Source organism: Actinomadura latina NBRC 106108, assembly GCF_001552195.1.
Taxonomy (GTDB): domain Bacteria; phylum Actinomycetota; class Actinomycetes; order Streptosporangiales; family Streptosporangiaceae; genus Spirillospora; species Spirillospora latina.
Window position 1 is genome coordinate 53,152 of sequence record NZ_BCQS01000019.1, and the last position, 24,792, is coordinate 77,943.

Genomic DNA, 24,792 nt, shown 5'->3' on the forward strand with positions numbered 1-24,792 from the left:
TCAACCAGATGGAGGAAACCCGCATGAAGCACCCCCCCGCGCGCAGGAGGCCCGGCGCCCGGCGCCGCGGCGTATCGGCCGCCGCGGCGGCCGTCCTGCTCGCCTCAGGCACGGTCGCGCTGGCCCAGGCCCAGGCCAGCGCGGCCGCCGGCTGCACCGTCGACTACACGACCAACGACTGGGGCAGCGGCTTCACCGCCAACGTGAAGATCACCAACCTGGGTGACGCCCTCAGCAGCTGGACGCTGGAGTGGGACTTCGCCGGCAACCAGCAGGTGACGAACGGCTGGAACGGGACGTTCACCCAGTCCGGCAAGCACGTCACCGTGAAGAACCCGAGCTGGGCCGGGTCGCTCGGCACGAACGCGACGGTCACCCCGGGCTTCCAGGGCACCTACTCCGGCTCGAACGCGAAGCCAGCCCAGTTCAAGCTGAACGGGACGGTGTGCGACGGCTCGACCGGCGGCGGCGACGACACCGACCCGCCCACCACGCCGCCGGTGACACCGCCGCCGGGTGACCGCGTCGACAACCCGTACGCCGGGGCGAAGGTCTACGTGAACCCCGAGTGGTCCGCCAACGCCGCCGCCGAGCCCGGCGGCAGCGCGATCGCGAACCAGCCGACCGGCGTGTGGCTGGACCGGATCGCCGCGATCGAGGGCGCGAACGGCGGCATGGGCCTGCGCGACCACCTCGACGAGGCGCTCAGCCAGGGCGCCGGGGTGATCCAGCTCGTCGTCTACGACCTGCCCGGCCGCGACTGCTCCGCGCTCGCGTCCAACGGCGAACTCGGCCCGACGGAGCTCGACCGGTACAAGTCGGACTTCATCGACCCGATCGCGCAGATCCTCGGCGACGCCAAGTACGCCGACCTGCGGATCGTCACGGTCGTCGAGATCGACTCGCTGCCAAACCTCGTCACCAACGCCGGCGACCGGCCGACCGCCACCGAGAACTGCGACGTCATGAAGGCGAACGGCAACTACGAGAAGGGCATCGCCTACGCGCTGCAGAAGCTCGGCGCCCTGTCGAACGTCTACAACTACATCGACATCGGCCACCACGGCTGGATCGGCTGGGACGACAACTTCGGCCCGACCGCGCAGCTGCTCGCCGACACCGCCGACATGTCCGGCTCCAAGAGCAACGTGGCCGGCTTCATCACCAACACCGCCAACTACGGGGCGCTGAAGGAGCCCTACTTCACCATCGACGACTCGGTGAACGGCACGTCAGTCCGCCAGTCCTCGTGGGTCGACTGGAACCGCTACGTGGACGAGCAGTCCTACGCCCAGGCGTTCCGCCAGGAGCTCATCGGCGAAGGCTTCGACTCGGGCATCGGCATGCTCATCGACACGAGCCGCAACGGCTGGGGCGGTTCCGAGCGGCCGACCGGGCCCGGCCCGCAGACGGACGTGAACGCCTACGTCGACGGCGGCCGCATCGACCGCCGCATCCACCTCGGCAACTGGTGCAACCAGGCCGGCGCCGGCCTCGGCGAGCGCCCGAAGGCCGCGCCCGCGACCGGCATCGACGCCTACGTCTGGATCAAGCCTCCGGGCGAGTCGGACGGGGCCAGCTCCGAGATCCCGAACGACGAGGGCAAGGGCTTCGACCGGATGTGCGACCCCACGTACACCGGCAACCCGCGCAACAACAACCACATGAGCGGCGCCCTGCCGAACGCGCCGCTGTCCGGGCACTGGTTCTCCGCGCAGTTCCAGGAGCTGCTGAAGAACGCCTACCCGCCCGTCCAGTAACCGGCCTACCAGGAAACAGGCCCCGTGACCCGCTCCCGGTCACGGGGCCTCTCCCTGTCTCCAGGAGGACGGAGTCCACAGAGGTGCCCAGACCGGCCGGGATCCGGACCGGCCAGGGACCATACCGGCGGGGAAACGGCGGGCCGGGGATCAGATTGGCCAGGACCAGACCGGCCGGGAAACGGACCGGCCGGAGACCAGCCGGAGACCAGACCGGCCGGAGACACGGTAGGTGGGGACCAGACCGGCCGGGAAACGGCGGGACGGGGACCGGAGCGGCCGGGGGAACGGCGGGGCGGGGAAAGGAGCGGCCGGAACGCGAGCGGCCCGCGGCGTCCCCTGTCGGACGCCGCGGGCCGTGCCCGGGTCGGGAGCGGGTGCTGTGTCAGGAGGTCATGCAGTGCGGTTCGAGGTCCGTCGCCGAACTCGGGGCGTTGACCGTGAACCCGAACGTCGCCGAGGCGCCGACGGCCAGCGCGCCGTTCCAGGCCGCGTTCTTCACCGTGACGTCCGGACCGGACTGCGTGTAGGTGCCGTTCCACAGGCTGCCGACCGTCTCGCCGTTGGCGAAGGTGAAGTGCGCCATCCAGCCGTTGAGCGGCAGCGTGCCGGTGTTGGTGACCTTGATCTCGCCCTGGTAGCCGCCGCCCCAGCTGTTGATGGACTGGTAGTCGGCGGTGCACACCATGCCGGGCGTGCCGGGCGGGTCCGTGGGATCGGTGGGCGGATCGGTCGGGTCGCCGTCGCCCTCGCCGACGCCGGTCACCTCGCCGTTGCCGCCGTCGAACACGACGTCGGAGCAGCCGTAGAACGTCTCGTTGCTGTCCGAGCGCTGCCACACGGTGTAGATGATGTGGCGTCCGCTCTTGCCGGACGGCAGCTGGGCGTTCCAGTGGTAGTAGGCGTCCTCGTTGCCCGGCGACCCGACGCTCGCCGGGTCGGTGGCGCTGTAGAACGGCTCGCTCTCCAGGTCGTCCCAGCTGAGCGGCCGGGTCGGACTCCAGGTGTCCTTGGTGATGTAGGTACGGAACGTTCCCGGGTGCGCCGCCCACTTGTTGAACCTGAACTCCATGGTCGCGCCCGACGTCAGGTGCGTGACCGGCCAGTCGTCGCGGGCCAGGTCGTAGCCGCTGAAGTCGTACACGACCGCGCCGCCGCTGCACAGGTTCCCGTCCGGGATGAAGCCGCGGGTGCGGCCGGCGCCGTCCGAGCGGAGCACGGCGAACCAGTTGTAGAGCGAGTTCGGGCCGCTCTGCGCGACCGCCGCCGCGCAGGCCGGGTTGTGCGGGACGATCTGCCCGCTCGCGGTCAGCCCGTCCTTCCAGCACAGGTACGTGCGGCTTCCCGGCATCATCATCGCGCCGTGCGCGGACGCCGGCGCGGCCGTCAGCAGCGCGCCGGCGAGCATGGCGGGGCCGAGTACCGCCCCCGCCAGCAGCGCTCTTCGTCGTCGCTTTCCCATCGTCCTCCCGTCCACGGGGTGAGCAGAGTCCTGTCCAACCGGAAGCTAACTCCGCGTCGGCCGGCCCCGGAACGGCCCTTTCAGCCTTTCATCCGGGGCCCGGGAGGACAGGACCATACGGCCCGGACGAGGTCGTCCGGGCCGTCCCCCGTGACGGGCGCTCAGCCCTTCGTGGCGCCGGCGGTGAGGCCTCCGATCAGCTGGCGCTCGGCGACGGCGTAGAACGCCAGCGCGGGGACCATCGCCAGCACGATGTAGGCGATGACGAGCGCGTAGTTCGTCGAGTACTGCCCCTGGAACTGCTGGATGCCGACGGGGATCGTCTGCCATTTGGGGTCGGCCAGCACCAGCAGCGGCAGGAAGAAGTTGTTCCAGCTCGTCACGATGGCGAGGACCGACACGGTGCCGAGGGCGGGCCGCGCCATCGGCAGCAGGATGCGCCAGAAGAACCCGAACCTGGAGCAGCCGTCCATGATGGCGGCCTCCTCCAGTTCCGCGGGGATCGTCCGGAAGAACGACCGCAGGATGATGATCGTGACGGGCAGCGCGAACGCGGCCTGCGGCAGGACGATGCCGAGCGGGTTGTCCAGCAGCCCGAACGAGCGCAGCAGGACGAACAGCGGCAGCACCGCGACCGCGGGCGGGAACATCAGCCCCAGCGCGAACAGGGTGAAGAAGAACTCCCTGCCCCGGAACGCGTAGCGGGCGAACGCGAACGCCGCCAGCGCCGACACCGCGACCGTGATCAGCGTCGTGGCGACCGCGATCAGGATGCTGTTGCTGATCTGCCGCCAGAAGTCGCCGGACGACAGGATGCCCGTGTAGTTCGAGACCTTCCAGTCGTCGGGCAGTCCGAACGGGTCGGCGGTGAGGTCTCCGGTGGTCTTGAACCCGGAGATCACCGCGTACAGCAGCGGGACGACGATGAAGGAGCCGAGCACCCAGACCATGGCGTGCCTGGACATGCTCCGCGCGAGGGTCGTTCTCATCGGCGGCCTCCCGCGGAGGTGACGGCGCCCTGCAGGTCGCGGCGGAGCGCGTACCGCTGGTAGATCAGGGAGAAGATCATGCTGATCACGAACATGGCCACGCTGATCGCGCTCGCGTAGCCCATCTGGTAGCGCTTGAAGCCGAACTGGAACATGGTGACGGCCATCGTCTCCGTGGAGTGCGTCGGCCCGCCCGTCGTGGTGACCCATACGAGGTCGAAGAGCTGGATCGAGCCGATGACGGACAGGAACACGCTGATCCGCAGGGTCGGGGCGAGCAGCGGCAGCGTGACGCTGCGGAACCGCCGCCACGGTCCGGCCCCGTCGATCGAGGCGGCCTCCAGCACCTCCGACGGGACGCCCTGCAGCCCGGCGAGGTAGATCATCATGTGGAAGCCGAAGTACTTCCACGTCATGACGGCGAACAGGGTGGGCAGCGCGGTGCCGGGGTCGGCGAACCACTTGCCGGCGAGGTCGCCGACCAGCGGCAGGCCCCCGACGAGCTGGTCGGCCAGCCCGTCGCCCGGCAGGAAGATGATGCCGAACAGGACGCCGGCGATGACCTCGGACAGGATGTAGGGCGCGAAGAAGACGGCCCGGTACACCGCCCGGCCGCGCATCTTCTGGTTCAGCAGGACGGCGGTGCCGAGCGCGATCGGCAGCTGGACGGCGATCGAGAACACGACCAGCAGCAGGCCGCGCCAGAGGTCGCCGCGGAAGACCGGGTCGTCGGCGAGCTTGCGGTAGTTGCCGAGGCCGGCGAAGTCCTCGGGCTTGCCGAAGCCGCCCCAGTCGAAGAAGCTCGTGTAGAACGCGACGAAGATCGGGATCAGGACGAAGAAGAAGAACAGCAGCAGGGCCGGCAGCAGGAACCAGGTGGTGGACGCCCAGCCGCGCACCCGCGCCCCCATCGACGCCTGGGGGCCCCGCTTGCGCGGGGCCCGGACGGCGTGCCGCGGCCGATTCTCGGTCGTGGCGGACAATGTCATTGGCTCTTTGCCGCCTTGGTGACCGACTCGGTGACCTGCTGAGGCGTCTTCTTGCCGCCGATCAGCGCCGCGACGCTGTCATTGACCTCCTGCCCGACCGCGGGCGGGAACGCCTGGTCGAGGTAGAGCTGGAACCCGGTGGAGCTGTTCAGCGCGTCGGCGACGAGCCTGCGGTTCTTGTCGAGCTCGCTCTCGGCGCCCTTGACGACCGGCATGAACGCGCCCGAGGAGACGAGCTTGCGCTCGTTCTCGTTGTTCACCAGGAAGGCCAGGAAGTCGATGGCCTCCTTGGGGGCGTCCTTGCTGAGCGCGTGCCCGTTGCCGCCGCCGAACACCTCGGTCGCCTGGCCCTGGCCGCCCTCCACGGTCGGGAAGGGGAACCAGCCGAGGTCGTCGCCGAGGTCCTTGCCGGAGGCGTCCTTCTCCACCGCGGGCGCCCACTGCCCCATCAGCTCCATGGCGGCCTTGCCGGCGCCCATGGTCGCGGCCTGCCCGCCGGGCGCGTCGTAGCCGGCGTTCTGGAAGCCCTTCTGGAAGGGCTGCAGGTCGGCGAGCTCCTTGACCTTCTGGCCGGCGGAGACGAAGGCGGCGCCGCTGAAGTCGTTGTTCTGCTGGGCCTGCTGCAGGGCGGACAGACCGCCGATGCGCATCGCGAGGTAGGCCCAGTAGTACATCTCGGGCCACTTGTCCTTGCCGGCGATCGCGATGGGGGTGACCCCGGCGCTCTTGAGCTTGCGGACGGCGTCCAGGTACTCCGTCCAGGTCTTGGGGGTGTCCTTGATGCCGGCCCTCTTGAAGAGCGCCTTGTTGTACCAGAAGCCGACTCCGCCCATGTCGTACGGGATGGCGTAGGTCTTGCCGTCGAACTGGTACGGCTTCTGCGACACCGGCGTCAAGGTGCTCAGGACGGCGGCGCCGTCGGAGGTGACGTCCTTCACCAGGCCGGCGTCGATCTGCTGCTTGAGGACGCCCCCGCCCCAGGTCACGAAGATGTCCGGCAGCTTGCCGGAGGCGGTGAGCGCCGTCATCTTCGACTTGAACGCCTCGTTCTCCAGGTTGGTGAGCTTGATCTTGACGTCCGGGTGCGCCGCCTCGTAGGCCTTCGCGATCTGCGGGTACAGCGTCTTGGACGGCTCGGTCGTCGCGATGTCCATCCACTCGATGGTGACCTTGCCGCCTCCGGAGCCGGAGCCGGAGTCGCCGCAGGCGACGAGGAGGGGTGCTGCGGTGACCACCACGGCGCCCGCGGAGACTGCGGTCAGGAACGAACGGCGCGACAGGTGTGGAATGCCCATGATGGCCTCCTGGATCGGGGGGTGGGCTTGGCCTGGGAGGGACGGAGCGGGACCGCTCCGCTTCGAAAGTTTTCGAAAGTCTTCGAGCTTGCCGTTGCCGTGGAACTCTAAGAAAGGCCCACCCCAGGGTCAAGGGGTCAGCGCCTGTTGACCTAAATGAAATGTTGAGAAGTCCGATACGGGGGCTAGGAGTGAGCGAAACATTGCGATACTGTTCGCAATCGTTTCCTCGGGGAGGAGTGAAGCGTGCCCGTGCGCACCACCGACGAGATGCCGGACCCGCCGTCCCGGCCCACCCTGGCGCTGATCGCCTCGAAGGCGGGGGTGTCCCCCGCGACGGTCTCCAAGGTCCTCAACGGCCGCACCGACGTGGCCGCCGCGACCCGCGAGCGGGTGGAGGCGCTGCTGCGCACCCACAACTACCCGGGCCCGGGCGGCTCCCGCCGGGCCCGCAGGTCCGGCCTGATCGACCTGGTCCTGGCCGGCCTGGACAGCCCGTGGGCGGTCGAGATCATGCGCGGCGTGGAGGGCGAGTGCGCCGAGCACGGCACCGGCGTCGTCGTCTCGCTGGTCCGCGAGGACGACGCCCGGCCGCCGAGCTGGCAGAACCTGCCCGCGCTGCACCACAGCGACGGCGTCATCCTGGTCACGTCCCGGATGACCCGCCGCCAGCGCGAGCAGCTGGAGCGGGCCGGTGTCGCGCTCGTGCTGGTCGACCCGGTGAACCTGCCGGACACCGAGATCGCCAGCGTCGGCGCCACCAACTGGGCCGGCGGCCTCGCCGCCACCGAGCACCTGATCGAGCTCGGCCACCGCCGCATCGCGATGGTCGGCGGCCCGGCCGACATGCTCTGCACCCAGGCCCGCGTGGACGGCTACCGGACGGCGCTGGAGCGCGCCGGGATCGAGGTCGACAAGGACCTCGTCCGCTACGGCGACTTCCACCACCGCGGCGGTTTCGCCCGCACCCGCGAGCTGCTGGAGCTGCCCGAACCGCCGACGGCGATCTTCGCGGGCAGCGACGAGCAGGCCATGGGCGCCTACCAGGCGGCCCGGCTCGCCGGCCTGCGCATCCCCGAGGACCTGAGCGTCGTCGGCTTCGACGACCTGCCCACCTGCGAGTGGCTCTCGCCGCCGCTGACGACCGTCCGGCAGCCGCTGGAGGAGATGGGCCGCGTCGCGGCCCGCACCCTGCTGCAGCTGCTGGACGGCCGCCCCCCGCTGACCCCGCGCGTGGAGCTGGCCACCGACCTGCGTGTCCGTGCCTCCACCGCCCCGCCGCCCCCCTCGGAGGAACGATGACCGAAGCCGTCCCGGCCGCGAGCGCGACCCGCGAGCCCTGGCAGGACCCCGGGTCGCCGGTCGCCGAGCGGGTCGCCGACCTGCTGGCCCGGATGACGCCGGAGGAGAAGGCGGGGCAGCTCGCCGGGTTCTGGGCGATGCCCGCCGAACCGGGCGAGCCCGTGGCCCCGATGGAGGACGACTCGAACGAGACCGCCCCGTCCCTGGAGGAGGTCATCGACCGCGGCCTCGGCCAGCTCACCCGCGTGTTCGGGACCTCTCCCGTCCCGGCCGCCGAGGGCGCCGCGCGGCTCCGCGAGCTGCAGCGCATGGTCTCCGCCGGCAACCGGTTCGGCATCCCGGCGATGGCGCACGAGGAGTGCCTCAACGGGTTCATGACGTGGGGCGCCACCGTGTTCCCCAGCCCGCCCGCGTGGGGCGCCACCTTCGACCCCGGCCTCGTCGGCGAGATGGCCGCCGCGATCGGGTCCAGCATGCGGGCGGCCGGCGTCCACCAGGGCCTCGCGCCCGTCCTGGACGTCGTCCGCGACGCCCGCTGGGGCCGGACGGAGGAGTGCATCGGCGAGGACCCGTATCTCGTCGGGGTCCTCGGCACGGCCTACGTGAGGGCCATGGAACGGTCCGGCATCGTCACGACGCTGAAGCACTTCGCCGGCTACTCCGCCTCCCGCGCGGGCCGGAACATGGCGCCGACGCCGATCGGGCCGCGCGAGTTCGCCGACATCGTCCTCGAACCGTTCGTCATGGCGCTGCGCGACGGCGGCGCCCGCTCGGTCATGCACTCCTACACCGACGTCGACGCGATGCCCGCCGCCGCCGACGAGCGGCTGCTGACCGGGCTGCTGCGCGACGAGCTGGGCTTCACCGGCATCGTCGTCGCCGACTACTTCGGGATCTCGTTCCTGGAGACCCGGCACCGGGTGGCCGGGTCGCGGGGCGAGGCCGGCGCCCTCGCGCTGCGCGCCGGGATCGACGTGGAGCTGCCGACCGTCCGCTGCTACGGCGAGCCGCTGCTGGAGCTCGTCCGGTCGGGCGCCGTCCCGGAGGAGCTGCTGGACCGGGCCGCCGGCCGGGTGCTCACGATGAAGGCCGAGCTCGGCCTGCTCGACGGCGTGCCCGCCGGCGGGGACGGGGCGGCGCTGGACTTCGACCCGCCCGAGCACCGCGCGCTCGCGCGCCGGCTGGCCGAGGAGTCGGTCGTCCTGCTGGCCAACGACGGCGTGCTGCCGCTGCGGTCCGGCGACGGGGTCGTGGTGACGGGCCCGCTCGCGGAGGACCCCTTCGGGATGATGGGCTGCTACACGTTCCCGAGCCACGTCGGCCGCCAGCACCCGGAGCTGCCGCTCGGCGTGGACATCCCGGCGGTGGCGGACGCGCTGCGCGCCGAGCTGCCCGGCGTCCGGGTGGCGGGCTCGAAGGACGTGCTCGTCGCGGACGACGCCGACATCGAGGCCGCCGTCGCCGCGGCGCGGGACGCCGAGGTGTGCGTGCTCGTGCTCGGCGACCGGGCGGGGCTGTTCGGCCGCGGCACGTCCGGTGAGGGCTGCGACGTCGAGACGCTCGCGCTGCCGGGCCGGCAGGCCGAGCTGGCCGAGGCGGTCCTGGGCACCGGCACGCCGACGGTCGTCGTGATGCTGACCGGCCGTCCCTACGCCATCGAGGGCGTCGCCGACCGCGCCGCCGCCGTGGTGCAGGCGTTCTTCCCCGGTGAGGAGGGCGGACGCGCGGTCGCGGGCGTCCTCGCCGGACGGGTCGATCCGTCCGGGCGGATGCCGATCAGTGTGCCGCGCCGCGCGTCCGGCCCGCCGGTCACCTACCTGCGCTCGCCGATGGACGGCGGGCACGACTGGAGCACGGTCGACCCCGTCCCGCTCTACCCGTTCGGCTACGGGCTGACCTGGACGACGTTCGAGTACGAGGACCTCGAGGTCGGCGGGCGCGCCGCCACCGACGGGACCGTCACGGTCAGCGCCGTCGTCCGCAACACCGGCGGCCGGGCCGGCACCGAGGTCGCCCAGCTGTACCTGTCCGATCCGGTCGCGTCGGTGGTGCGGCCGGCGCGCTGGCTGGCCGGGTGGGCCCGGGTCCGGCTGGAACCCGGCGAGGCGGCCCGGATCGAGTTCGAGGTGCACGCCGACCGGACCGCCTTCACCGGGCCGGACCTGCGCCGCATCGTCGAGCCCGGCGCCGTCGAGGTCGCGGTGGGGCGGTCGAGCGCCGACCTGCCGCTGCAGGGCTCCTTCACGCTGGACGGCCCCGTCCGGGAACTCGGCCCGGACCGCGTCCTCACCGTCCCGGTGGAGGTGACGCCGCTTTGACCCTGCAAGGCGACCCCGTGTTCGGCAACCCCGTGCTGCCGGGCTTCCACCCCGACCCGTCGATCTGCCGCGTGGGCGACGACTTCTACCTGATGACGTCCACGTTCGAGTGGTTCCCGGGCCTGCCGGTGTTCCACAGCCGCGACCTGGTGCACTGGCGGCGGATCGGGCACGCGCTCGACCGGCCGGAGCAGCTCCCCCTGGACGGCGTCCCCGCGTCGGGCGGCCTGTACGCGCCGACGCTCCGCCACCACGACGGCACGTTCTACCTCGTCTGCACGCTGGTGGACGGGACGGAGTGGTCGGGCAACTTCGTGATGACCGCCGCCGACCCGGCCGGGCCGTGGTCGGACGCGCACCGGCTGGACGGCGAGGGCATCGACCCGTCGCTGTTCTTCGACGACGACGGCCGCGCGTGGTGCACCGGCACCCGGCTCACCGGGAGGTACGAGGGGCACACCGAGATCTGGCTGCGCGGGTTCGACCCGGCGGCGCTCGCGCTGACCGGCGACGAGCACGTGATCTGGGACGGGGCGGTCAAGGGCGCGATCTGGTCGGAGGGCTCCCACCTGTACAAGATCGGCGGACGGTACTTCCTGCTCACCGCCGAGGGCGGCACCGCCATGGACCACGCCGTGATGGTCGCGCGCGCCGACGCGGTGACCGGCCCGTACGAGGGGAATCCGCGCAACCCGATCCTGACCCATCGCAACCTCGGCGCCGGCCATCCCGTCGTCGGCGCCGGGCACGCCGACCTGGTGGAGACACCGGACGGCGAGTGGTGGGCGGTGCTGCTCGCCATGCGCCCGCACGGCGGCGACCGGTGCGTCCTCGGCCGCGAGACGTTCCTGGCCCCGGTCGCCTGGGAGGACGGGTGGCCGGTCACCGGCGGGCGGCTGGAGGCGATCTGCCCGGCTCCCTCGCTCCCGCCCCACCCGTGGCCGGCCGCCCCGGTGTGCGACCAGTTCGACGGCCCCGAGCTGGACCCGGCCTGGAACATGCTGCGGACTCCGCGGGAACGCTGGTGGAGCCTGGCCGAGCGTCCCGGCCACCTGCGGCTGCGGGTCCGCCCGGAGAGCCTCGCGGACGTCGCCAACCCGTCGTTCGTCGGGCGCCGCCAGCAGCACCACGACTTCGCCGCCTTCACCGCGCTGGACTTCGCGCCCGCCGATGAGGAGCTGGCGGGGCTGGCGCTCGTCCAGAACAGCGACTTCCACGTCCTGCTCGTGTCGACGAGCATGGGGATACGTCTCATCAAGCGCGAGCAGGGCATCGAAACGGTGCTGGCGAGGGGACCGGCCGCTGCCGGGCCGGTCAAGCTCGGCTTCGAGGCGCACGGCCGCTGGTACCAGGCGTCCTGCAGCACGGAGCCGGGGATCTGGACGCCGCTGGGCGACCCCGTGGACGGCGACATCCTCACCAGCCAGGTCGCGGGCGGTTTCACCGGCGCCTACATCGGCCTCTACGCCACGTCCAACGGGCGGGCGAGCGCGAACCACGCCGACTTCGCCTGGTTCGAGTACTCCCCTCTCTAGAGGAGCAGCGCGGGGCCGGCGATCACGCGCTCCACGACGAGCCCGGCCGCGCCGAGGACGGCGGCGCCCTCGGCGAGGCCGGAGACCTCGACCGGCGGCACCGCCCGCCGCAGCGCGCCGGAGCCGTTCGCGAGGACGTCCTGCAGCGGCGGCCGGACCCATTCGGCGAGCGGGGAGAACACGCCGCCGAGCACGATGGTGTCCGGGTCGATCAGGTTGACGACCGAGGCGAGCGCGCCGCCGAGCGCCCGGCCGGCGCGGGCCACCGCGTCCAGCGCGGCCGGGTCGCCGGCGGCGAGCCGCTCGGCGAGCCTGCCGACCGAGCCCCGCGGGCCGCCGGCCGGCCGCGTCACGGGCAGCCCGGCGGCGCGCAGCATCGCCTCCTGGCCGGCGATCTGCTCCAGGCAGCCGCGCCCGCCGCACGAGCAGGGCGGGCCGGACGGCTCGGCGATGAGGTGGCCGAGTTCGCCGGCGAAGCCGTGCGCGCCGCGGAACACCCGCCCGTCCACGACGATCCCGGCGCCGATCCCGATCTCGCCCGACACGTGCACGAAGTCGCCGAAGCGGGCGCCGCCGCCGAACCACACCTCGCCGAGCGCCGCCAGGTTGGCCTCGTTGTCGTACTCGGCGGGCAGCGCCGCCGCGAGGCCGGGCGCGCCGGTGACGGGGACGTCGGTCCAGCCGAGGTTGGGGGCGCGCCGCACCACGCCGTTCTCGCGGTCGAGCAGGCCGGGCAGGGCGACCGCGGCGCCGGCGACGGTGAGGCCCTGCCCGGCGGCGGCCGCGACCGCCTCGGCCGCGAGCGCCGACAGCGCGGCGAGGACGGCGGCGGGCTCGCGCCCGCGGTTGTCGGAGCTGATCACGTGCCGGTAGCGGACCTGCTTGGCGAGGTCGAGGACGCAGGCGGCGAGGTAGTCCACGTTGACCTCGAGGCCGAGCCCGGCGGCGCCGTCGCCGTGCAGGGACACGCCCACGCCGGGGCGCCCGCGCTCCCCCTCGTGGACGGGCGCGCCGACCCGGACCAGCCCGGCGCCCTCCAGCAGGGCGACGAGGTTGGACACGGTCGTCTTGGTGAAGCCGGTCAGCTCGGCGAGCCGCGCCCTGGTCACGGGCTGGTGCCGGGCCACGTGCTCCAGGACGACGGCGAGGTTCCGCTCGCGCATCGTCGCGTGCCGGACGGGGGCGTTCGCGGACTTTGTCATGAACAAACCTTAAATGAAGCGCTTCTATAGGCAGGGCAGCGACCCTCTGCTACCTTAATTAGTCCAAGCTCTTTACGAAAGGGGTCCGGGATGGCCGGGAGCCTGGTCGCGGGCGTCGACTCCTCGACGCAGTCGACGAAGGTCGTCCTGTGCAGGGCCGAGGACGGCGCCGTGGTCGCCGAGGCGTCGGCGCCGCACCCCGACGGCACCGAATGCCACCCCGACCACTGGTGGGAGGCGCTCTCGCAGGCGCGGGGGCTGCTGGAGCGGGCCGACGCGGTCGCCGTCGGCGCCCAGCAGCACGGCATGGTCGCGCTCGACGGCGCGGGCGAGGTGGTCCGGCCCGCGCTGCTGTGGAACGACACCCGCTCGGCGCCGCACGCCCGCGCCCTCGTCGAGGAACTGGGCGGCGCGAAGGCCTGGGCCGAGCGGACGGGCAGCGTGCCGGTCGCCTCCTTCACCGTCACCAAGCTGCGGTGGATGGCCCAGAACGAGCCCGCGAACGCGCGGCGCACCGAGCAGGTCATGCTGCCGCACGACTGGCTGACGCTGCGGCTCGGCGCGTCCGAACCGGTCACCGACCGGGGCGACGCGTCCGGCACCGGCTACTGGTCCCCCGCCACCGGCGCCTACCTGCCCGGCCTGCTCCGCGCCGCGCTCGGCCGCGACGCCGCGACGCCGCGCGTCGCCGCCCCCGGCGAGAAGATCGGCGAGACCTCCTGGGGCGCCGCGCTCGGCCCCGGCACCGGCGACAACATGGGCGCCGCGCTCGGCCTCGGGCTGCGGCCGGGCGACGTCGTCGTGTCGATCGGCACGTCCGGGACGGCGTTCGCGGTGGCGGACGTGCCCGCCGCCGACGCGTCCGGCCTCGTCGCCGGGTTCGCCGACGCGACCGGCCGGTTCCTGCCGCTCGTCGCCACGCTGAACGCCGCGCGGATCCTCTCGTCCGCCGCCGCGATGACGGGGGCCTCGCTGGAGGAGCTGTCCGCGCTCGCCCTCGCCGCCGGACCCGGCGCCGGCGGCCTGACGCTGCTCCCCTACCTGGACGGCGAGCGCACCCCCGACCGTCCCGGCGCGACGGGCGTCCTCGCGGGCCTGACCACCGCGAACGCGACGCGGGAGAACGTGGCGCGGGCGGCGGTGGAGGCGCTGCTGTGCTCGCTCGCCGACGCGGTCGACCATCTCGCCGCGCAGGGCGTCCGGCCCCGCCGCACCCTGCTGATCGGCGGCGGCGCCCGCTCCGCGGCCGTCCGGGCCCTCGCCCCCGTGATCTTCGGGACGCCGGTGACCGTGCCCGAGCCCGCCGAGTACGTGGCGCTCGGCGCCGCCCGCCAGGCGGCCTGGGCGCTCGCCGGAACGCCCGAGCCGCCCGGATGGCCCGCGCCGCCGGCGACCGAACACACCAGCGACCGCACCGGGACGGAGATCCGCGAACGCTACGCCGCGCTGCGCGACTCCGCCCCGGAGATCTGAGGAGGTTTCCCATGAGCGACTACACGCCTGCGCCGGAGGACCGGTTCTCGTTCGGCATCTGGACGGTCGGCTGGCAGGGCGTCGACGTGTTCGGCCCCGGCACCCGGCCGCCGATGCCCGCCGACCGCGCCGTGCGCAAGCTCGCCGAGATCGGCGCCTACGGCGTCAACTTCCACGACAACGACGTCTTCGACTTCGACGCCTCGCCCGGCGAGCGGCAGGAGAAGGTCGGCGCGTTCCGCAAGGCCCTCGACGAGACGGGCCTGGTCGTCACCACCGCCACCACGAACCTGTTCGGCCACCCGATCTTCAAGGACGGCGCGTTCACCGCCAACGACCGCGACGTCCGCCGGTTCGCGCTCCGCAAGGTCATGGACAACCTGGACCTCGCCGCCGAACTCGGTGCCCAGACCTACGTGTGCTGGGGAGGCCGGGAGGGCGCCGAGTCCGGTGCGGCCAAGGACGTCCGGGCCGCCCTGGACCGTTACAAGGAGGCGTTCGACGTCCTCGGCGCCTACGTCGCCGACCAGGGCTACGACCTGCGCTTCGCGATCGAGCCGAAGCCGAACGAGCCGCGCGGCGACATCCTGCTCCCGACCATCGGCCACGCCCTCGCCTTCATCCAGACCCTGGAGTACTCCGGCAACGTCGGCCTGAACCCCGAGGTCGGGCACGAGGAGATGGCCGGGCTCAACTACGCGCACGGCCTCGCCCAGGCCCTGTGGCAGGGCAAGCTGTTCCACATCGACCTGAACGGCCAGCACGGCCCCCGCTACGACCAGGACCTCCGCTTCGGCGCCGGCAACGCGCGCGGCGCGTTCTGGGTCGTCGACCTCATCGACAACAGCGACTACAGCGGCCCGATCCACTTCGACTTCAAGCCGCCGCGCACCGAGGACGACGAGGGCGTGTGGGAGTCGGCGGCCGCGTGCATGCGCAACTGGCTGATCCTGCGCGACAAGGTCCGCGCGTTCCGCGCCGACCCCGACGTCCAGGACGCCCTGCGCCAGGCCAAGGTGGAGGAACTCGCCCAGCCCACCCTCGCCGATGACGAGGACTGGCACTCGGTCCGCGACGCCACCGCCGACGCCGAGACCCTCGGCGCGCGCCGCACCGCCTTCGAGCACCTGGACCAGCTGGCCCTGGAGCACCTGTACGGCGTCCGCTCCTGACGCCGTTTCCGCGCGGAAGCCCGTCCCCTCCTCCCTGGGGGCGGGCTTCCGCATGTCAGGACGGCCGGCTCTCCCGACTAGGGCGCGGCCAGGGCCTCGGTGGGGGCGAGGCGGGCCGCCCGGACGGCCGGGTAGAGGCCCGCCACGCCTCCGATGAGCAGGGTCGCGAGGAGGCCTCCGGCCATCGCCCAGACCGGGACGACGGTGGGCCAGCCCTGTGTCACCGCGAACACCGCGGTGACGACGATGCCGAGGGCCACGCCGCCGGCGCCGCCGAGCGCGGCCAGCAGCTGCGACTCGGTGAGGAACTGGAGCCTGATCTGGCCGCGGGTGGCGCCGAGGGAGCGCCGCAGCCCGATCTCGGCGCGGCGCTCCAGGACCGAGATCACCATCGTGTTGGCGACGCCGACGCCGCCGACCAGCAGCGCGACGCCGCCGAGGCCGAGGAGCAGGCCGGTGAACGCCTTGTCGGTGGCGTTCTGCGCGGCGAGCGCGTCGGAGGGGCGGCTGACCTCGACCTCGGTCGGCGCCTGCGGGTTCGCGGTGGCGGCGAGCAGGTTCCGCGCCTTCTCCACCGCGCCCTTGCGGGCGCGGGTGTAGACGGTGGTGGGGTGGCCGTCGAAGCCGAGGTGGGCGACGGCGGCGTCCCAGCCGACGAGGGCCGTGGAGTCCACCTCCGGCACCAGCTCGTTCGGTTCGAGGATGCCGACCACGGTGAACCACTGCGAGCCGAGCCACACCTGGACGTTCGGCGCCGCCACGCCGAGCCGGCCGGCCGTGTCCGACCCGAGGACCACGGCCGGGTACTTCGCCGTGCCCGCGTTGAGCCACGTGCCGGCGGCCATCCTGAGCCCCACCGTCTCCGGCAGGTCGAGGCGGGCGGCGAGGACGGCGATGCCGCCGTTCTGCCCGTCCGGGATGTGGTCGTTGCGGTAGACGTTGGTGTCCTCCAGCTTCCCGGTCGCCGACGCGGACTCGACGTCCGGCATCCGTCCCACCATGCCGACCGACTCCTGCGGCAGCTCCGCGTCCTCGCCGAAGAAGTCCCGGCCGGGCCCGACCGTGAGGAGGTTGGTGCCGAGCCGGTCGAGAGTGGCCTGGAGCTGGGCGCGGCTGGACGTCGAGATGCCGACCACGCCGATCATCGCGGCGATGCCGATCGCGATGCCGAGCGCGGACAGGAACACCCTCATCGGGCGGGACCGCAGCCCGGCGGCGCCGACGCGCAGCACATCCCCCGGGCCGAGCCGGGGCGGGGTCGTCGCCGTGGTCACCGTTCGGCCTCCATACTTGCGGCCTCCATACGTACGTCGTCCATACGTACGTCGTCCATACGTACGTCGTCCATACGTGCGTCGTCGTGGACGATCCGGCCGTCGCGCATCCGCACCCGGCGGGGCAGCAGCGCGGCGATGTCCCGGTCGTGCGTGATCAGCACGACGGTCGTGCCGCCGCCGGACAGCTCCCGCAGCAGGTCCAGGACGCCCGCGCCGGACGCCGAGTCCAGGGCGCCGGTGGGCTCGTCCGCCAGCAGCAGCGCGGGCTCGCCGACGACGGCGCGGGCGATCGCCACCCGCTGCCTCTCGCCGCCGGACAGCTGGTGCGGCCGGTGGCCGAGGCGGTGCCCGAGCCCGACGCGCTCCAGTGCGCGGCCGGCCCGGCGGCGCCGCTGCGCGAGCGGCACGCCCCCGTACAGCAGGCCGTCCGCGACGTTGTCCAGCGCGCTGACGCCGGCGGCGAGGTGGAACTGCTGGAAGACGAACCCGATCCGCCGGGCGCGCAGCGCCGACAGCCGCCGGTCGGTCAGCCGCGACACGTCCGTGCCCTCGACCAGGACGGTCCCCGCGCTGGGCCGGTCGAGCGTGCCGAGCAAGTGCAGCATCGTCGACTTCCCGGACCCGGACGGCCCGACGATCGCGATCAGCTCGCGCTCCCCGACGGTCAGCGACACCCCGTCCAGCGCGGTGACCCCGCCCGGATAGGTCTTGGTGACCTCTTTCAACTCCACGACGGGTGTCATGAGGGCACCCCGACCCTCATGCCCTCCGCGAGGCCGGATCCCGAGATCTCGACCTCGCCCTCGGTGAACACGCCGGTCTCCACCGGGACCGTGCGGACCCGCCCGTTCCCGACCACCTGGACGGCGTAGCCGCCGTCGCCTCGGGCGAGCAGCGCGCCGATCGGCACGGCGAGGACGCCGCGGTGCCGTTTCGCGGTGAGGCCCACCTTGACGGGCGCCATGTCGTAGGAGCCGAGCGCCTTCTGCGATGCGACCGAGATCTCGATCTCGACGGTCGCCGGCTCCCCCTCCTCCCTGCCCTTCTTCGCGACCTTCCCGACCGAGGCGACCTCGCCCTTGACGGTGTCGCCGGACGGCAGCTCGACCTCCACACCGGCGCCCTTCCTGACGAGCCGCCGGTACTGGACGTCCAGGTCGACGGTCACGACACGGGTCGTGCCGGTGCAGGTGAGGACGGGGCCGCCGATCCGGTCGCCCGCATGGGCCTTGCGCTCGGCGACCCTGATCCGGCCGGACGCGACGACGGCCGCGCCCGGCTCGACCCGGCCGGTCTCCTCGACCCCGAGGTCGTCCTGCCAGCGCTTCACGGCCGCGGCGGTGGCGGCGCCGTAGGTCTCGTCCACGGTGAATCCGGTGTAGCCCAGGGCGCGGAGGTTGCGTTCGAGCTGCTCGACGTCGGCGCCCTCCTTCCCCGCGGAGAGGGTCCGGTACAGCGGCAGCCTCCCGTACAGCAGCGGCACCGGCTCGTCGTCGACCCGGTACACCGGCCGGCCCCTGGAGATCACGGTCCCGGGCCCGGCCAGCCAGGTGAGGGTGCCGCGCCCCGCGCCGGTGACGGTGCGCGTGTCGCCGTAGCCGAGCGTCCCGTCCACGTCGTGGGTCTCGACGAGGGTCGTCCGCTCGATCGGCGCCGTCGCCGGCGGCAGGGCGCTGCGCGCGGCGGCGGGGTCGCCGCCACCGCCGAGGCCCGCGGTCGCGAGCCCGGCGCCGCCGGCCACGACCACACCGGCCGCGCTCAGCGCGATGGTGCGCGTCCTGGCCACTAGTCCCCGCCCCTCGTGGTGGACCGGCCCTTCCCCTGCGGCGCGAGCTTGTCGCACGCCTTCTGCGCGGCCTTGAACTCCGTGCTCTCCGGGTCCAGCCCGGTCCCCGGGCCGGCCTTGAGCAGCATCGAGCCGTCCGGTTTCGGGTCGGGGAACCCGCTGATGCCGTGGTCGCGCATGCACGCGGAGAACGCGCGCATCCTGGCCAGCTCCTCCGGCTTGGGCTTGCGCGGCTTGCCGCCGTTCGGCATCAGGTGCGCGCACTTCTTCTGCGCCGCCTCGACCTCGCCGCTCTCCTCGGGGCCGCCGCCGGCCTCGCCGGGCTTGCGGGGCCTGCCGGACGCGCGGATCTCGATCCTGCCGTCCTTCGGGTCCGGCATGTCGATCCCGTTCTCGCGCATGCACTGGGCGAACTCGCGCAGCTTCGCGTCGTCTCCGGCGGCCTTGGCGGTGCCGCCCGCTCCGGCGCCGCCCCCGCCTCCGCCTCCGCAGGCCTGCAGCCCGAAGGCGAGGGCCGGGAGGAGCGCCAGCGCTCCGAGCGTCTGTCGTCGCATCGGTCGGTCTCCTTGGTCGGTTCCGCCGGGCGGTGCGCCGGCGGCGACCGCAAGTCCAGCGCCGGCCCGGTAACCCCGGCGTAACCGGATCGCGTTATGCCCGCGTTACGCCCGCTGCCCGAAGCTGGGTCGGCGGGAAGGACGGGGCGGGACCAAGGGAGCAAGGGGACGGCAGCGTGCGGGTACTGATCGCCGAGGACGAGCGGATGCTCGCCGATTCGATCGCCGAGGGGCTGCGGGCCGAGGCTCTCGCCGTGGACGTGGTCTACGACGGGGACGCCGCGCTCGAACGCCTCGGCGTGCACGACTACGACGTTCTCGTCCGGGACCGGGACCTTCCGGTCGTGCACGGCGACGACGTGTGCCGCGCGGTCGTGGAGTCCGGGGCGCTCGTCCGGGTGCTGATGCTGACCGCCGCCGTGACCGTCCCGGCGCGGGTCGCCGGGCTGCGGCTCGGCGCCGACGACTACCTGACCAAGCCGTTCGCGTTCGAGGAGCTGGTGGCCCGGGTCCAGGCGCTCGGCCGGCGCGCCCGCCCGGCCTCGCCGCCGGCGCTGGAGCGCGCCGGGATCCGGCTCGACCCGTCCCGCCGGGAGGTGTACCGCGACGGCCGGTACGTGCACCTGGCCCGCAAGGAGTTCGGGCTGCTCGCCGAGTTGCTGCGCGCGGACGGGACGATCGTGTCGGCCGAGCGGCTGCTGGAGAAGGTGTGGGACGAGCACACCGACCCGTTCACCAACACCGTCCGGGTGACGCTGATGAAGCTGCGCCGCAGGCTCGGCGATCCCCCGGTCATCGAGACCGTCCCGGGAGTGGGGTACCGGATCCCATGACGAAGCTCGCCGAACGGCTGCGGCCGACGATCCGGATGCGGCTCACCGTCCTCTACACCGGGCTGTTCCTCGGCACCGGGATCGTCCTGCTGGGCCTGACGTACCTGCTGGTGCAGAACAACCTGCAGCGGCAGACGGACCCGCCCAGCGTGAACCGGGTGGTCGAGAGCGAGATCCCGCAGGGCGTGGAGGCGGCCGCGCCCGGCGAGCCGTCGCGGGCCGAGGTCCGGAAGGTGCTGATCGCGGGGCGGGAGGACTACCGGCGCGAGACGCTGAACGCCCTGCTCACCCAGGGCGGCATCGCGCTCGGGCTGGTGGCCGCGGCCGGGCTCGGGTTCGGCTGGCTGCTCGCCGACCGGGCGCTGCGCCCCGTCCACGCGATCACCGAGACGGCGCGGCGGGTGGCCCGCAGCCACGACCTCACCGAGCGGATCGCCTACGAGGGCCCGCGCGACGACGTCAAGGAGCTGGCCGACACCTTCGACACGATGCTCGGCCGGCTGGCGCGGGCGTTCGACGGGCAGCGGCGGTTCGTCGCGAACGCCTCGCACGAGCTGCGCACCCCGCTCGCCATCAACCGGACGCTCGTGGACGTCGCGGTGCGCCGCCCGGACGCCACCGACGACGTCAAGCGGCTCGGCGAGTCGCTGCTGGTGGTGAACGGCCGGCACGAGCGGCTCATCGACGGGCTGCTCACCCTCGCCGGCACCGAGAACGTCGTCGTGGACCCGGCGCCGCTCGACCTCGCGGACGTCGCCGGGCACGTCCTGGAGCAGGCCGGGCCCGAGGCGCGGGCGCGGGGCGTGACCACCGGCCGGCGGCTCGGCCCGGCGCCCACGTCCGGCGATCCGGTGCTCGTGGAGCGGCTGGTGCAGAACCTCGTGGAGAACGCGATCCGGCACAACCACGACGGCGGCGAGCTGGCGGTCGCCACGCGCGGGCGGGACGGGTGGGCCGAGATCGCCGTCACCAACACCGGGCCGGCCGTCCCCGGCTACGAGGTCGAGACGATCTTCGAACCGTTCCGGCGGCTCGGCAACGACCGGGTGCGGTCCGACCGCGGCTCCGGGCTGGGCCTGTCGATCGTCCGGGCGACGGCGACCGCGCACTGCGGCACGGTGGCGGCGGCGCCGCGTCCGGGCGGCGGCCTCACCGTGACCGTCCGCCTGCCCTCCCGGAGGCCCGCCGAACCCGGCGCGCCCGGGCTGAGAGATTCCGCCCGGACGGGGTAGCGTCCATCCAATGACCAGTGCGCAACTGCTCACCGACGGGTTCGGCAGGGTCCGGGAGGTCGTCCACGGGGCGGCCGCAGGGCTCACCGCCCAGCAGCTCGCCTACCAGCCCGCCGAGGGCGCCAACTCCATCGCATGGCTCGTCTGGCATCTCACCCGCATCCAGGACGACCACGTCGCCGACGCCGCCGGCACCGGCCAGGTGTGGGCGGAGGACGGATGGGCCGACCGGTTCGGCCTGCCGCTCGACGCGTACGAGACCGGATACGGGCACGGGCCGGACGAGGTCGCGGCCGTCCGGGTCGAGTCGGCGGACCTCCTGACCGGCTACCACGACGCCGTCCACGACAGGACCGTGGAATACGTGTCCGCGCTGACCGACGACGACCTCGAGCGCATCGTGGACCGCGCCTGGGACCCGCCGGTCACGCTCGCCGTCCGGCTGATCAGCGTGATCTCCGACGACCTGCAGCACGCGGGCCAGGCCGCCTACGTCCGCGGCCTGCTCTGACGCCGGGATCCCGAAACGGCTAGACGTCCTTGAGCGGGACGCGCCAGACCAGGATCGTGCCGCCGCCGGGCCGGGCGCGGGTGCCGAAGGAACCGCCGTGGTCCTCGGCGCGCTCGCGCATGTTGCGCATGCCGCTGCGCCGCCCGCCCTCGGGGATGCCGACGCCGTCGTCCTCGACCCGCAGCGTGAGGTCGTCGCCGACGTCGATGACCACCACGGCCTCGGACGCGCGGGCGTGCCGGGCCACGTTCGACAGCGACTCCTGGACGACCGCGAGGAGCTGCTCGCCCACCGCGTCGTCGACCGCGGTGTCGAGCAGCCCCGCGAGCCGCACGGACGGCGCGAACCCGAGCCGCTCGGCGGCCGCGTCGACCAGCGCGTGCACCCGGCTGCGCAGCGACTCCTCGTCCGGCGGCGCCTGCAGCGCGAAGATGGTGGAGCGGATCTGCCGGATCGTGTCGTCCAGGTCGTCCACCCCGCGCTGCACCCGCGTCGCGACCTCCCGCTTCTGGGTGATCTTGATGGCGGCCATCAGCGTCATCGCGGTCGCGAACAGCCGCTGGATGACGGTGTCGTGCAGGTCCTTGGCGATCCGGTCGCGGTCCTCCAGCAGCGCCAGCCGCTCGGTGTCGCGGCGCCGGTCGGCCAGCTCCAGCGCGACGGCCGCCTGCCCGGCGAACGCCTCCAGCAGCCGCTGCGTCCCCTCGGAGAACAGCGCGCCGCCCGGCGGGTTGATGACCGTGATCGCCCCGCGCGCGGACGCGCCGGTGCCGAGCGGCACCACCAGCAGCGGCCCGACCGGCAGTCCCGTCGGGGCGCCGGCTCCCCGCACCGCGGCCGAGCCGTCGGCGAGCCGCAGCGGCGCCCCTTCGGCGAACACCTTCCCCGACACCGAGCGCTCCAGCGGGACCCGCATGCCCCGCAGGTGGTGGGCGCCCTCGCCGGCGGCCGCCTCCAGCACCGCCTCCCGGCCCGCCTCGTCCACCAGCGTCACGCTGCTCAGCCGCGCGTCGGCGATCTCCCTGGCGCGGCGCGCGACCAGGTCGATGACGTCGTGCGGGTCGGTGCCCGACAGCAGCGCGGTGGAGATCTCGGCGGACGCCTCCAGCCACCGCTCCCGGCGCCGCGTCTCCTCGTACAGCCGGGCGTTCTCGATGGCGACGCCCGCGGCCGTGGCGAGCGCGGTCACCACGACCTCGTCCTCCTCCTCGAAGGGGCCGCCGCCGGCCTTCTCGGTCAGGTAGAGGTTGCCGAACACCTCGTCGCGCACCCGGATCGGCACCCCCAGGAACGTCCGCATCGGCGGATGGTTCGCCGGGAAGCCGGACGAGGCGGGATGCCCGGCCAGGTCCGGCAGCCGCAGCGCGTGCGGCTCCCGGATCAGCAGCCCGAGGACGCCGTCGCCGTGCGGCCAGTGCCCGATCGCCTCGATCTCCTCGTCGCTCACCCCGGTCGTGACGAACCGGACGAGCCGCTCGCCGTCGTCGCCGATCACGCCGAGCGCGCCGTAGCGGGCGTCCACCAGGGTGGTCGCGGCGTCGACGATGCGCCGCAGCACCGTCGACAGGTCCAGCTCGCTGCCGATCGAGACGACGGCCTCCAGCAGCGCGTGCACGCGGTCGCGCGTCGACCGGGCCGCCTCCAGCCGGGAGTGCAGCTCGGCAAGCAGATCGTCCAGCTTCAGCTCCGGCAGGACGAGCCGCGCGCGCTCCGCCCCGGAACGAGACTCCTCACTCACACCGCCAGTATCGCCGTATTCTCCCCCGCGCCCGAATCAGGCCCGCCGCGGCGCTCCGGCCCGCCCGTCCGGGACGGCCGAGGCGATGAGGCGGGACCAGCGGGGGCCGATGCGCCCGATGTCATGCCGGCGGACGGACCGCAGCGCCCGCTCGCCGAGGCGGTCGCGCAGGCCGGGGTCGGTGATGAGCTTGCGGAGCGCCGCGCTGAGCGCGTCCACGTCACCGGACGGGACGAGCAGCCCGTCCGCGCCCGGGGTGATCAGCTCGGCGGGGCCGTGCGGGCAGTCGAACGCCACGACCGGCAGGCCCATGCCCATGGCCTCGATGACGACCATGGGCATGCCCTCCCGGCGCGACGACAGGACGTAGATCGACGCGCGCCGCATCTCCGCCGGCAGGTCCGGGGTCTTGCCGCGCAGCTCGACCCGCCCGGTGAGGCCGAGTTCGCCGATCGTCGCGCGGAGCCGGTCCCGCCGCACTCCCGACCCGAAGATGCGCAGGGTCCAGTCGGGATGCTCGGCGGCGATCGGCGCGTAGGCGCGCAGCAGGAGGTCGAAGCCCTTGGCGCGGACGAGCCGCCCGGCCGCGAGCACGACCGGATTCTCGCGGCGGGACGGCGGACCGGGAAGCGGCGGCGCCGCGTTCGGGATCGCGACGATGCGGACGCCGGACCCGGCGAGCGCCCGCTCGTAATCGGCGCGGGCGGCCTCGGTGAGCGTGGCGAGGACGGTGAGCCGCCGGTACGCGCGGACGACCTGCCTGCGGAGCGCGGGCTGGTAGGAGCCCAGGCTCATGTGGTCCTGCCCGATCGTCGCGACGCCGCGGGGGCCGAGTTCGGCGGCCAGCAGGACGAGGGAGGGCCGGGTCGCGATGAGGACGTCCGCCGGTGAGCCGTAAAGGGCGCGCAGGAGGCCGACGTCCGTCCATAGGCTCATGTACCGGAACGACGCCTCGTCCGCCGGCGTCAGGAGGCTCGGCAGCCGGTTCAGGAGGCGGGCCGCCCGGTTCCCGCCGGCGGGGCCGCCGCCCGCGTAGGTCACCGCGACCCCGGCGGGCAGCGGGAAGAACGCCTTCCCGCCGGGCCGCAGCGCGCTGACGATCTCGACGTCGTGGTCGCGGGCCAGGTGCCCGCACAGGTTGAGCACCGTGCGGATCGTGCCGCCCGCCCCGTGCGCGTTCTGCAGCAGGACGCGGACGCGCAGCGGGCCGCCGGGCGGCGGGACGCGGCGCCGCCACCGCAGCGGGCGCAGCGTCCAGAGGGCCCCGCGGCGCAGGGCCCGGTGCGCCCCGCGCCGGACGCGGCGGCGCAGTCTCAGCGGTCGCGGGCGCGGCGGTCGCGCTGGCTCGTTCACCGGGTCCCCGA

The 24,792-nt window shown here is 73.5% G+C and carries 20 protein-coding genes; 9 read left to right on the forward strand and 11 right to left on the reverse strand.

Going from position 1 to position 24,792, the window contains the following annotated elements; translation table 11 throughout:
* Nucleotides 1–23 precede the first annotated feature (23 nt).
* Nucleotides 24–1,760 (forward strand): glycoside hydrolase family 6 protein, encoded by a 1,737-nt coding sequence (locus tag AL2_RS24115; protein WP_067637217.1) that lies wholly within the window; start codon nucleotides 24–26, stop codon nucleotides 1,758–1,760.
* A gap of 385 nt (nucleotides 1,761–2,145) precedes the next feature.
* Here the strand turns inward: AL2_RS24115 and AL2_RS24120 are convergent, their stop codons facing one another.
* From AL2_RS24120 to AL2_RS24135, 4 genes are all read right to left on the reverse strand, one after another.
* Entirely contained in the window at nucleotides 2,146–3,222 is a 1,077-nt protein-coding gene (locus AL2_RS24120) for a lytic polysaccharide monooxygenase auxiliary activity family 9 protein (RefSeq protein WP_067637219.1), read from the reverse strand.
* Between the two features lie 161 nt (nucleotides 3,223–3,383).
* On the reverse strand, nucleotides 3,384–4,211 hold the full coding sequence (locus tag AL2_RS24125; protein WP_067637221.1) for a carbohydrate ABC transporter permease: 828 nt from the start codon (nucleotides 4,209–4,211) through the stop codon (nucleotides 3,384–3,386).
* A complete protein-coding gene (locus AL2_RS24130) occupies nucleotides 4,208–5,200 on the reverse strand; it encodes a carbohydrate ABC transporter permease (RefSeq protein ID WP_067637223.1) in 993 nt (330 codons plus the stop codon). The genes AL2_RS24125 and AL2_RS24130 overlap by 4 nt, the downstream gene beginning before the upstream one ends.
* On the reverse strand, nucleotides 5,197–6,495 hold the full coding sequence (locus AL2_RS24135; RefSeq protein WP_067637225.1) for an extracellular solute-binding protein: 1,299 nt from the start codon (nucleotides 6,493–6,495) through the stop codon (nucleotides 5,197–5,199). Before AL2_RS24135 ends, AL2_RS24130 begins: the two co-directional genes overlap by 4 nt.
* A 270-nt stretch (nucleotides 6,496–6,765) precedes the next feature.
* On the opposite strand from AL2_RS24135, the gene AL2_RS24140 reads away from it, so the two are divergent.
* From AL2_RS24140 to AL2_RS24150, 3 genes are read left to right on the forward strand one after another with little or no spacing between them, the layout of a single operon-like run.
* Nucleotides 6,766–7,797: a LacI family DNA-binding transcriptional regulator gene (locus AL2_RS24140; RefSeq protein WP_067637490.1), complete on the forward strand. Its 1,032-nt coding sequence runs from the start codon at nucleotides 6,766–6,768 to the stop codon at nucleotides 7,795–7,797.
* Complete coding sequence (locus AL2_RS24145; RefSeq protein WP_067637227.1) at nucleotides 7,794–10,115, forward strand: beta-xylosidase/alpha-l-arabinosidase; 2,322 nt, start codon at nucleotides 7,794–7,796, stop codon at nucleotides 10,113–10,115. Before AL2_RS24140 ends, AL2_RS24145 begins: the two co-directional genes overlap by 4 nt.
* Nucleotides 10,112–11,650, forward strand: a complete 1,539-nt coding sequence (locus AL2_RS24150) for a glycoside hydrolase family 43 protein (RefSeq protein ID WP_067637229.1) — start codon at nucleotides 10,112–10,114, stop codon at nucleotides 11,648–11,650. Before AL2_RS24145 ends, AL2_RS24150 begins: the two co-directional genes overlap by 4 nt.
* Here the strand turns inward: AL2_RS24150 and AL2_RS24155 are convergent.
* A complete protein-coding gene (locus AL2_RS24155) occupies nucleotides 11,647–12,852 on the reverse strand; it encodes an ROK family transcriptional regulator (RefSeq protein WP_067637231.1) in 1,206 nt (401 codons plus the stop codon). The genes AL2_RS24150 and AL2_RS24155 overlap by 4 nt on opposite strands.
* Nucleotides 12,853–12,942: 90 nt before the next feature.
* Between AL2_RS24155 and xylB the strand changes: the two genes are divergently transcribed.
* Both xylB and xylA read left to right on the forward strand, forming a co-directional pair.
* Nucleotides 12,943–14,325, forward strand: coding sequence for a xylulokinase (gene xylB, locus AL2_RS24160; RefSeq protein WP_067637233.1), 1,383 nt, complete (start codon nucleotides 12,943–12,945; stop codon nucleotides 14,323–14,325).
* A gap of 11 nt (nucleotides 14,326–14,336) precedes the next feature.
* Nucleotides 14,337–15,497 carry a xylose isomerase gene (gene xylA, locus AL2_RS24165; RefSeq protein ID WP_067637235.1) on the forward strand — a complete coding sequence of 387 codons (1,161 nt, stop codon included), beginning with the start codon at nucleotides 14,337–14,339 and terminating at the stop codon, nucleotides 15,495–15,497.
* A gap of 77 nt (nucleotides 15,498–15,574) precedes the next feature.
* On the opposite strand, the gene AL2_RS24170 is transcribed toward xylA, so the two are convergent.
* The 4 genes from AL2_RS24170 to AL2_RS24185 are packed head-to-tail and all read right to left on the reverse strand — an operon-like array spanning nucleotide 15,575 to nucleotide 19,114.
* Nucleotides 15,575–16,771: an ABC transporter permease gene (locus tag AL2_RS24170; RefSeq protein ID WP_067637237.1), complete on the reverse strand. Its 1,197-nt coding sequence runs from the start codon at nucleotides 16,769–16,771 to the stop codon at nucleotides 15,575–15,577.
* Nucleotides 16,768–17,517, reverse strand: coding sequence for an ABC transporter ATP-binding protein (locus tag AL2_RS24175; protein WP_067637239.1), 750 nt, complete (start codon nucleotides 17,515–17,517; stop codon nucleotides 16,768–16,770). The genes AL2_RS24170 and AL2_RS24175 overlap by 4 nt, the downstream gene beginning before the upstream one ends.
* A complete protein-coding gene (locus tag AL2_RS24180; protein WP_067637241.1) occupies nucleotides 17,514–18,560 on the reverse strand; it encodes a peptidoglycan-binding protein in 1,047 nt (348 codons plus the stop codon). Before AL2_RS24180 ends, AL2_RS24175 begins: the two co-directional genes overlap by 4 nt.
* A complete protein-coding gene (locus AL2_RS24185) occupies nucleotides 18,560–19,114 on the reverse strand; it encodes a hypothetical protein (RefSeq protein WP_067637243.1) in 555 nt (184 codons plus the stop codon). Before AL2_RS24185 ends, AL2_RS24180 begins: the two co-directional genes overlap by 1 nt.
* Nucleotides 19,115–19,290: 176 nt before the next feature.
* Between AL2_RS24185 and AL2_RS24190 the strand changes: the two genes are divergently transcribed.
* From AL2_RS24190 to AL2_RS24200, 3 genes are read left to right on the forward strand one after another with little or no spacing between them, the layout of a single operon-like run.
* Nucleotides 19,291–19,947 (forward strand): response regulator transcription factor, encoded by a 657-nt coding sequence (locus AL2_RS24190; protein WP_083946848.1) that lies wholly within the window; start codon nucleotides 19,291–19,293, stop codon nucleotides 19,945–19,947.
* On the forward strand, nucleotides 19,944–21,179 hold the full coding sequence (locus AL2_RS24195) for a sensor histidine kinase (RefSeq protein WP_067637245.1): 1,236 nt from the start codon (nucleotides 19,944–19,946) through the stop codon (nucleotides 21,177–21,179). The genes AL2_RS24190 and AL2_RS24195 overlap by 4 nt, the downstream gene beginning before the upstream one ends.
* A 10-nt stretch (nucleotides 21,180–21,189) precedes the next feature.
* The gene (locus AL2_RS24200; RefSeq protein WP_067637247.1) at nucleotides 21,190–21,690 is read left to right on the forward strand and encodes a mycothiol transferase; all 501 of its coding nucleotides are present in this window, start codon (nucleotides 21,190–21,192) and stop codon (nucleotides 21,688–21,690) included.
* Nucleotides 21,691–21,709: 19 nt separating this feature from the next.
* Here AL2_RS24200 and AL2_RS24205 read toward each other — a convergent pair whose 3' ends face one another.
* Nucleotides 21,710–23,428, reverse strand: a complete 1,719-nt coding sequence (locus tag AL2_RS24205; protein WP_067637250.1) for a sensor histidine kinase — start codon at nucleotides 23,426–23,428, stop codon at nucleotides 21,710–21,712.
* Between the two features lie 36 nt (nucleotides 23,429–23,464).
* Nucleotides 23,465–24,781: a glycosyltransferase family 4 protein gene (locus AL2_RS24210; RefSeq protein ID WP_245666874.1), complete on the reverse strand. Its 1,317-nt coding sequence runs from the start codon at nucleotides 24,779–24,781 to the stop codon at nucleotides 23,465–23,467.
* Nucleotides 24,782–24,792: the final 11 nt, after the last annotated feature.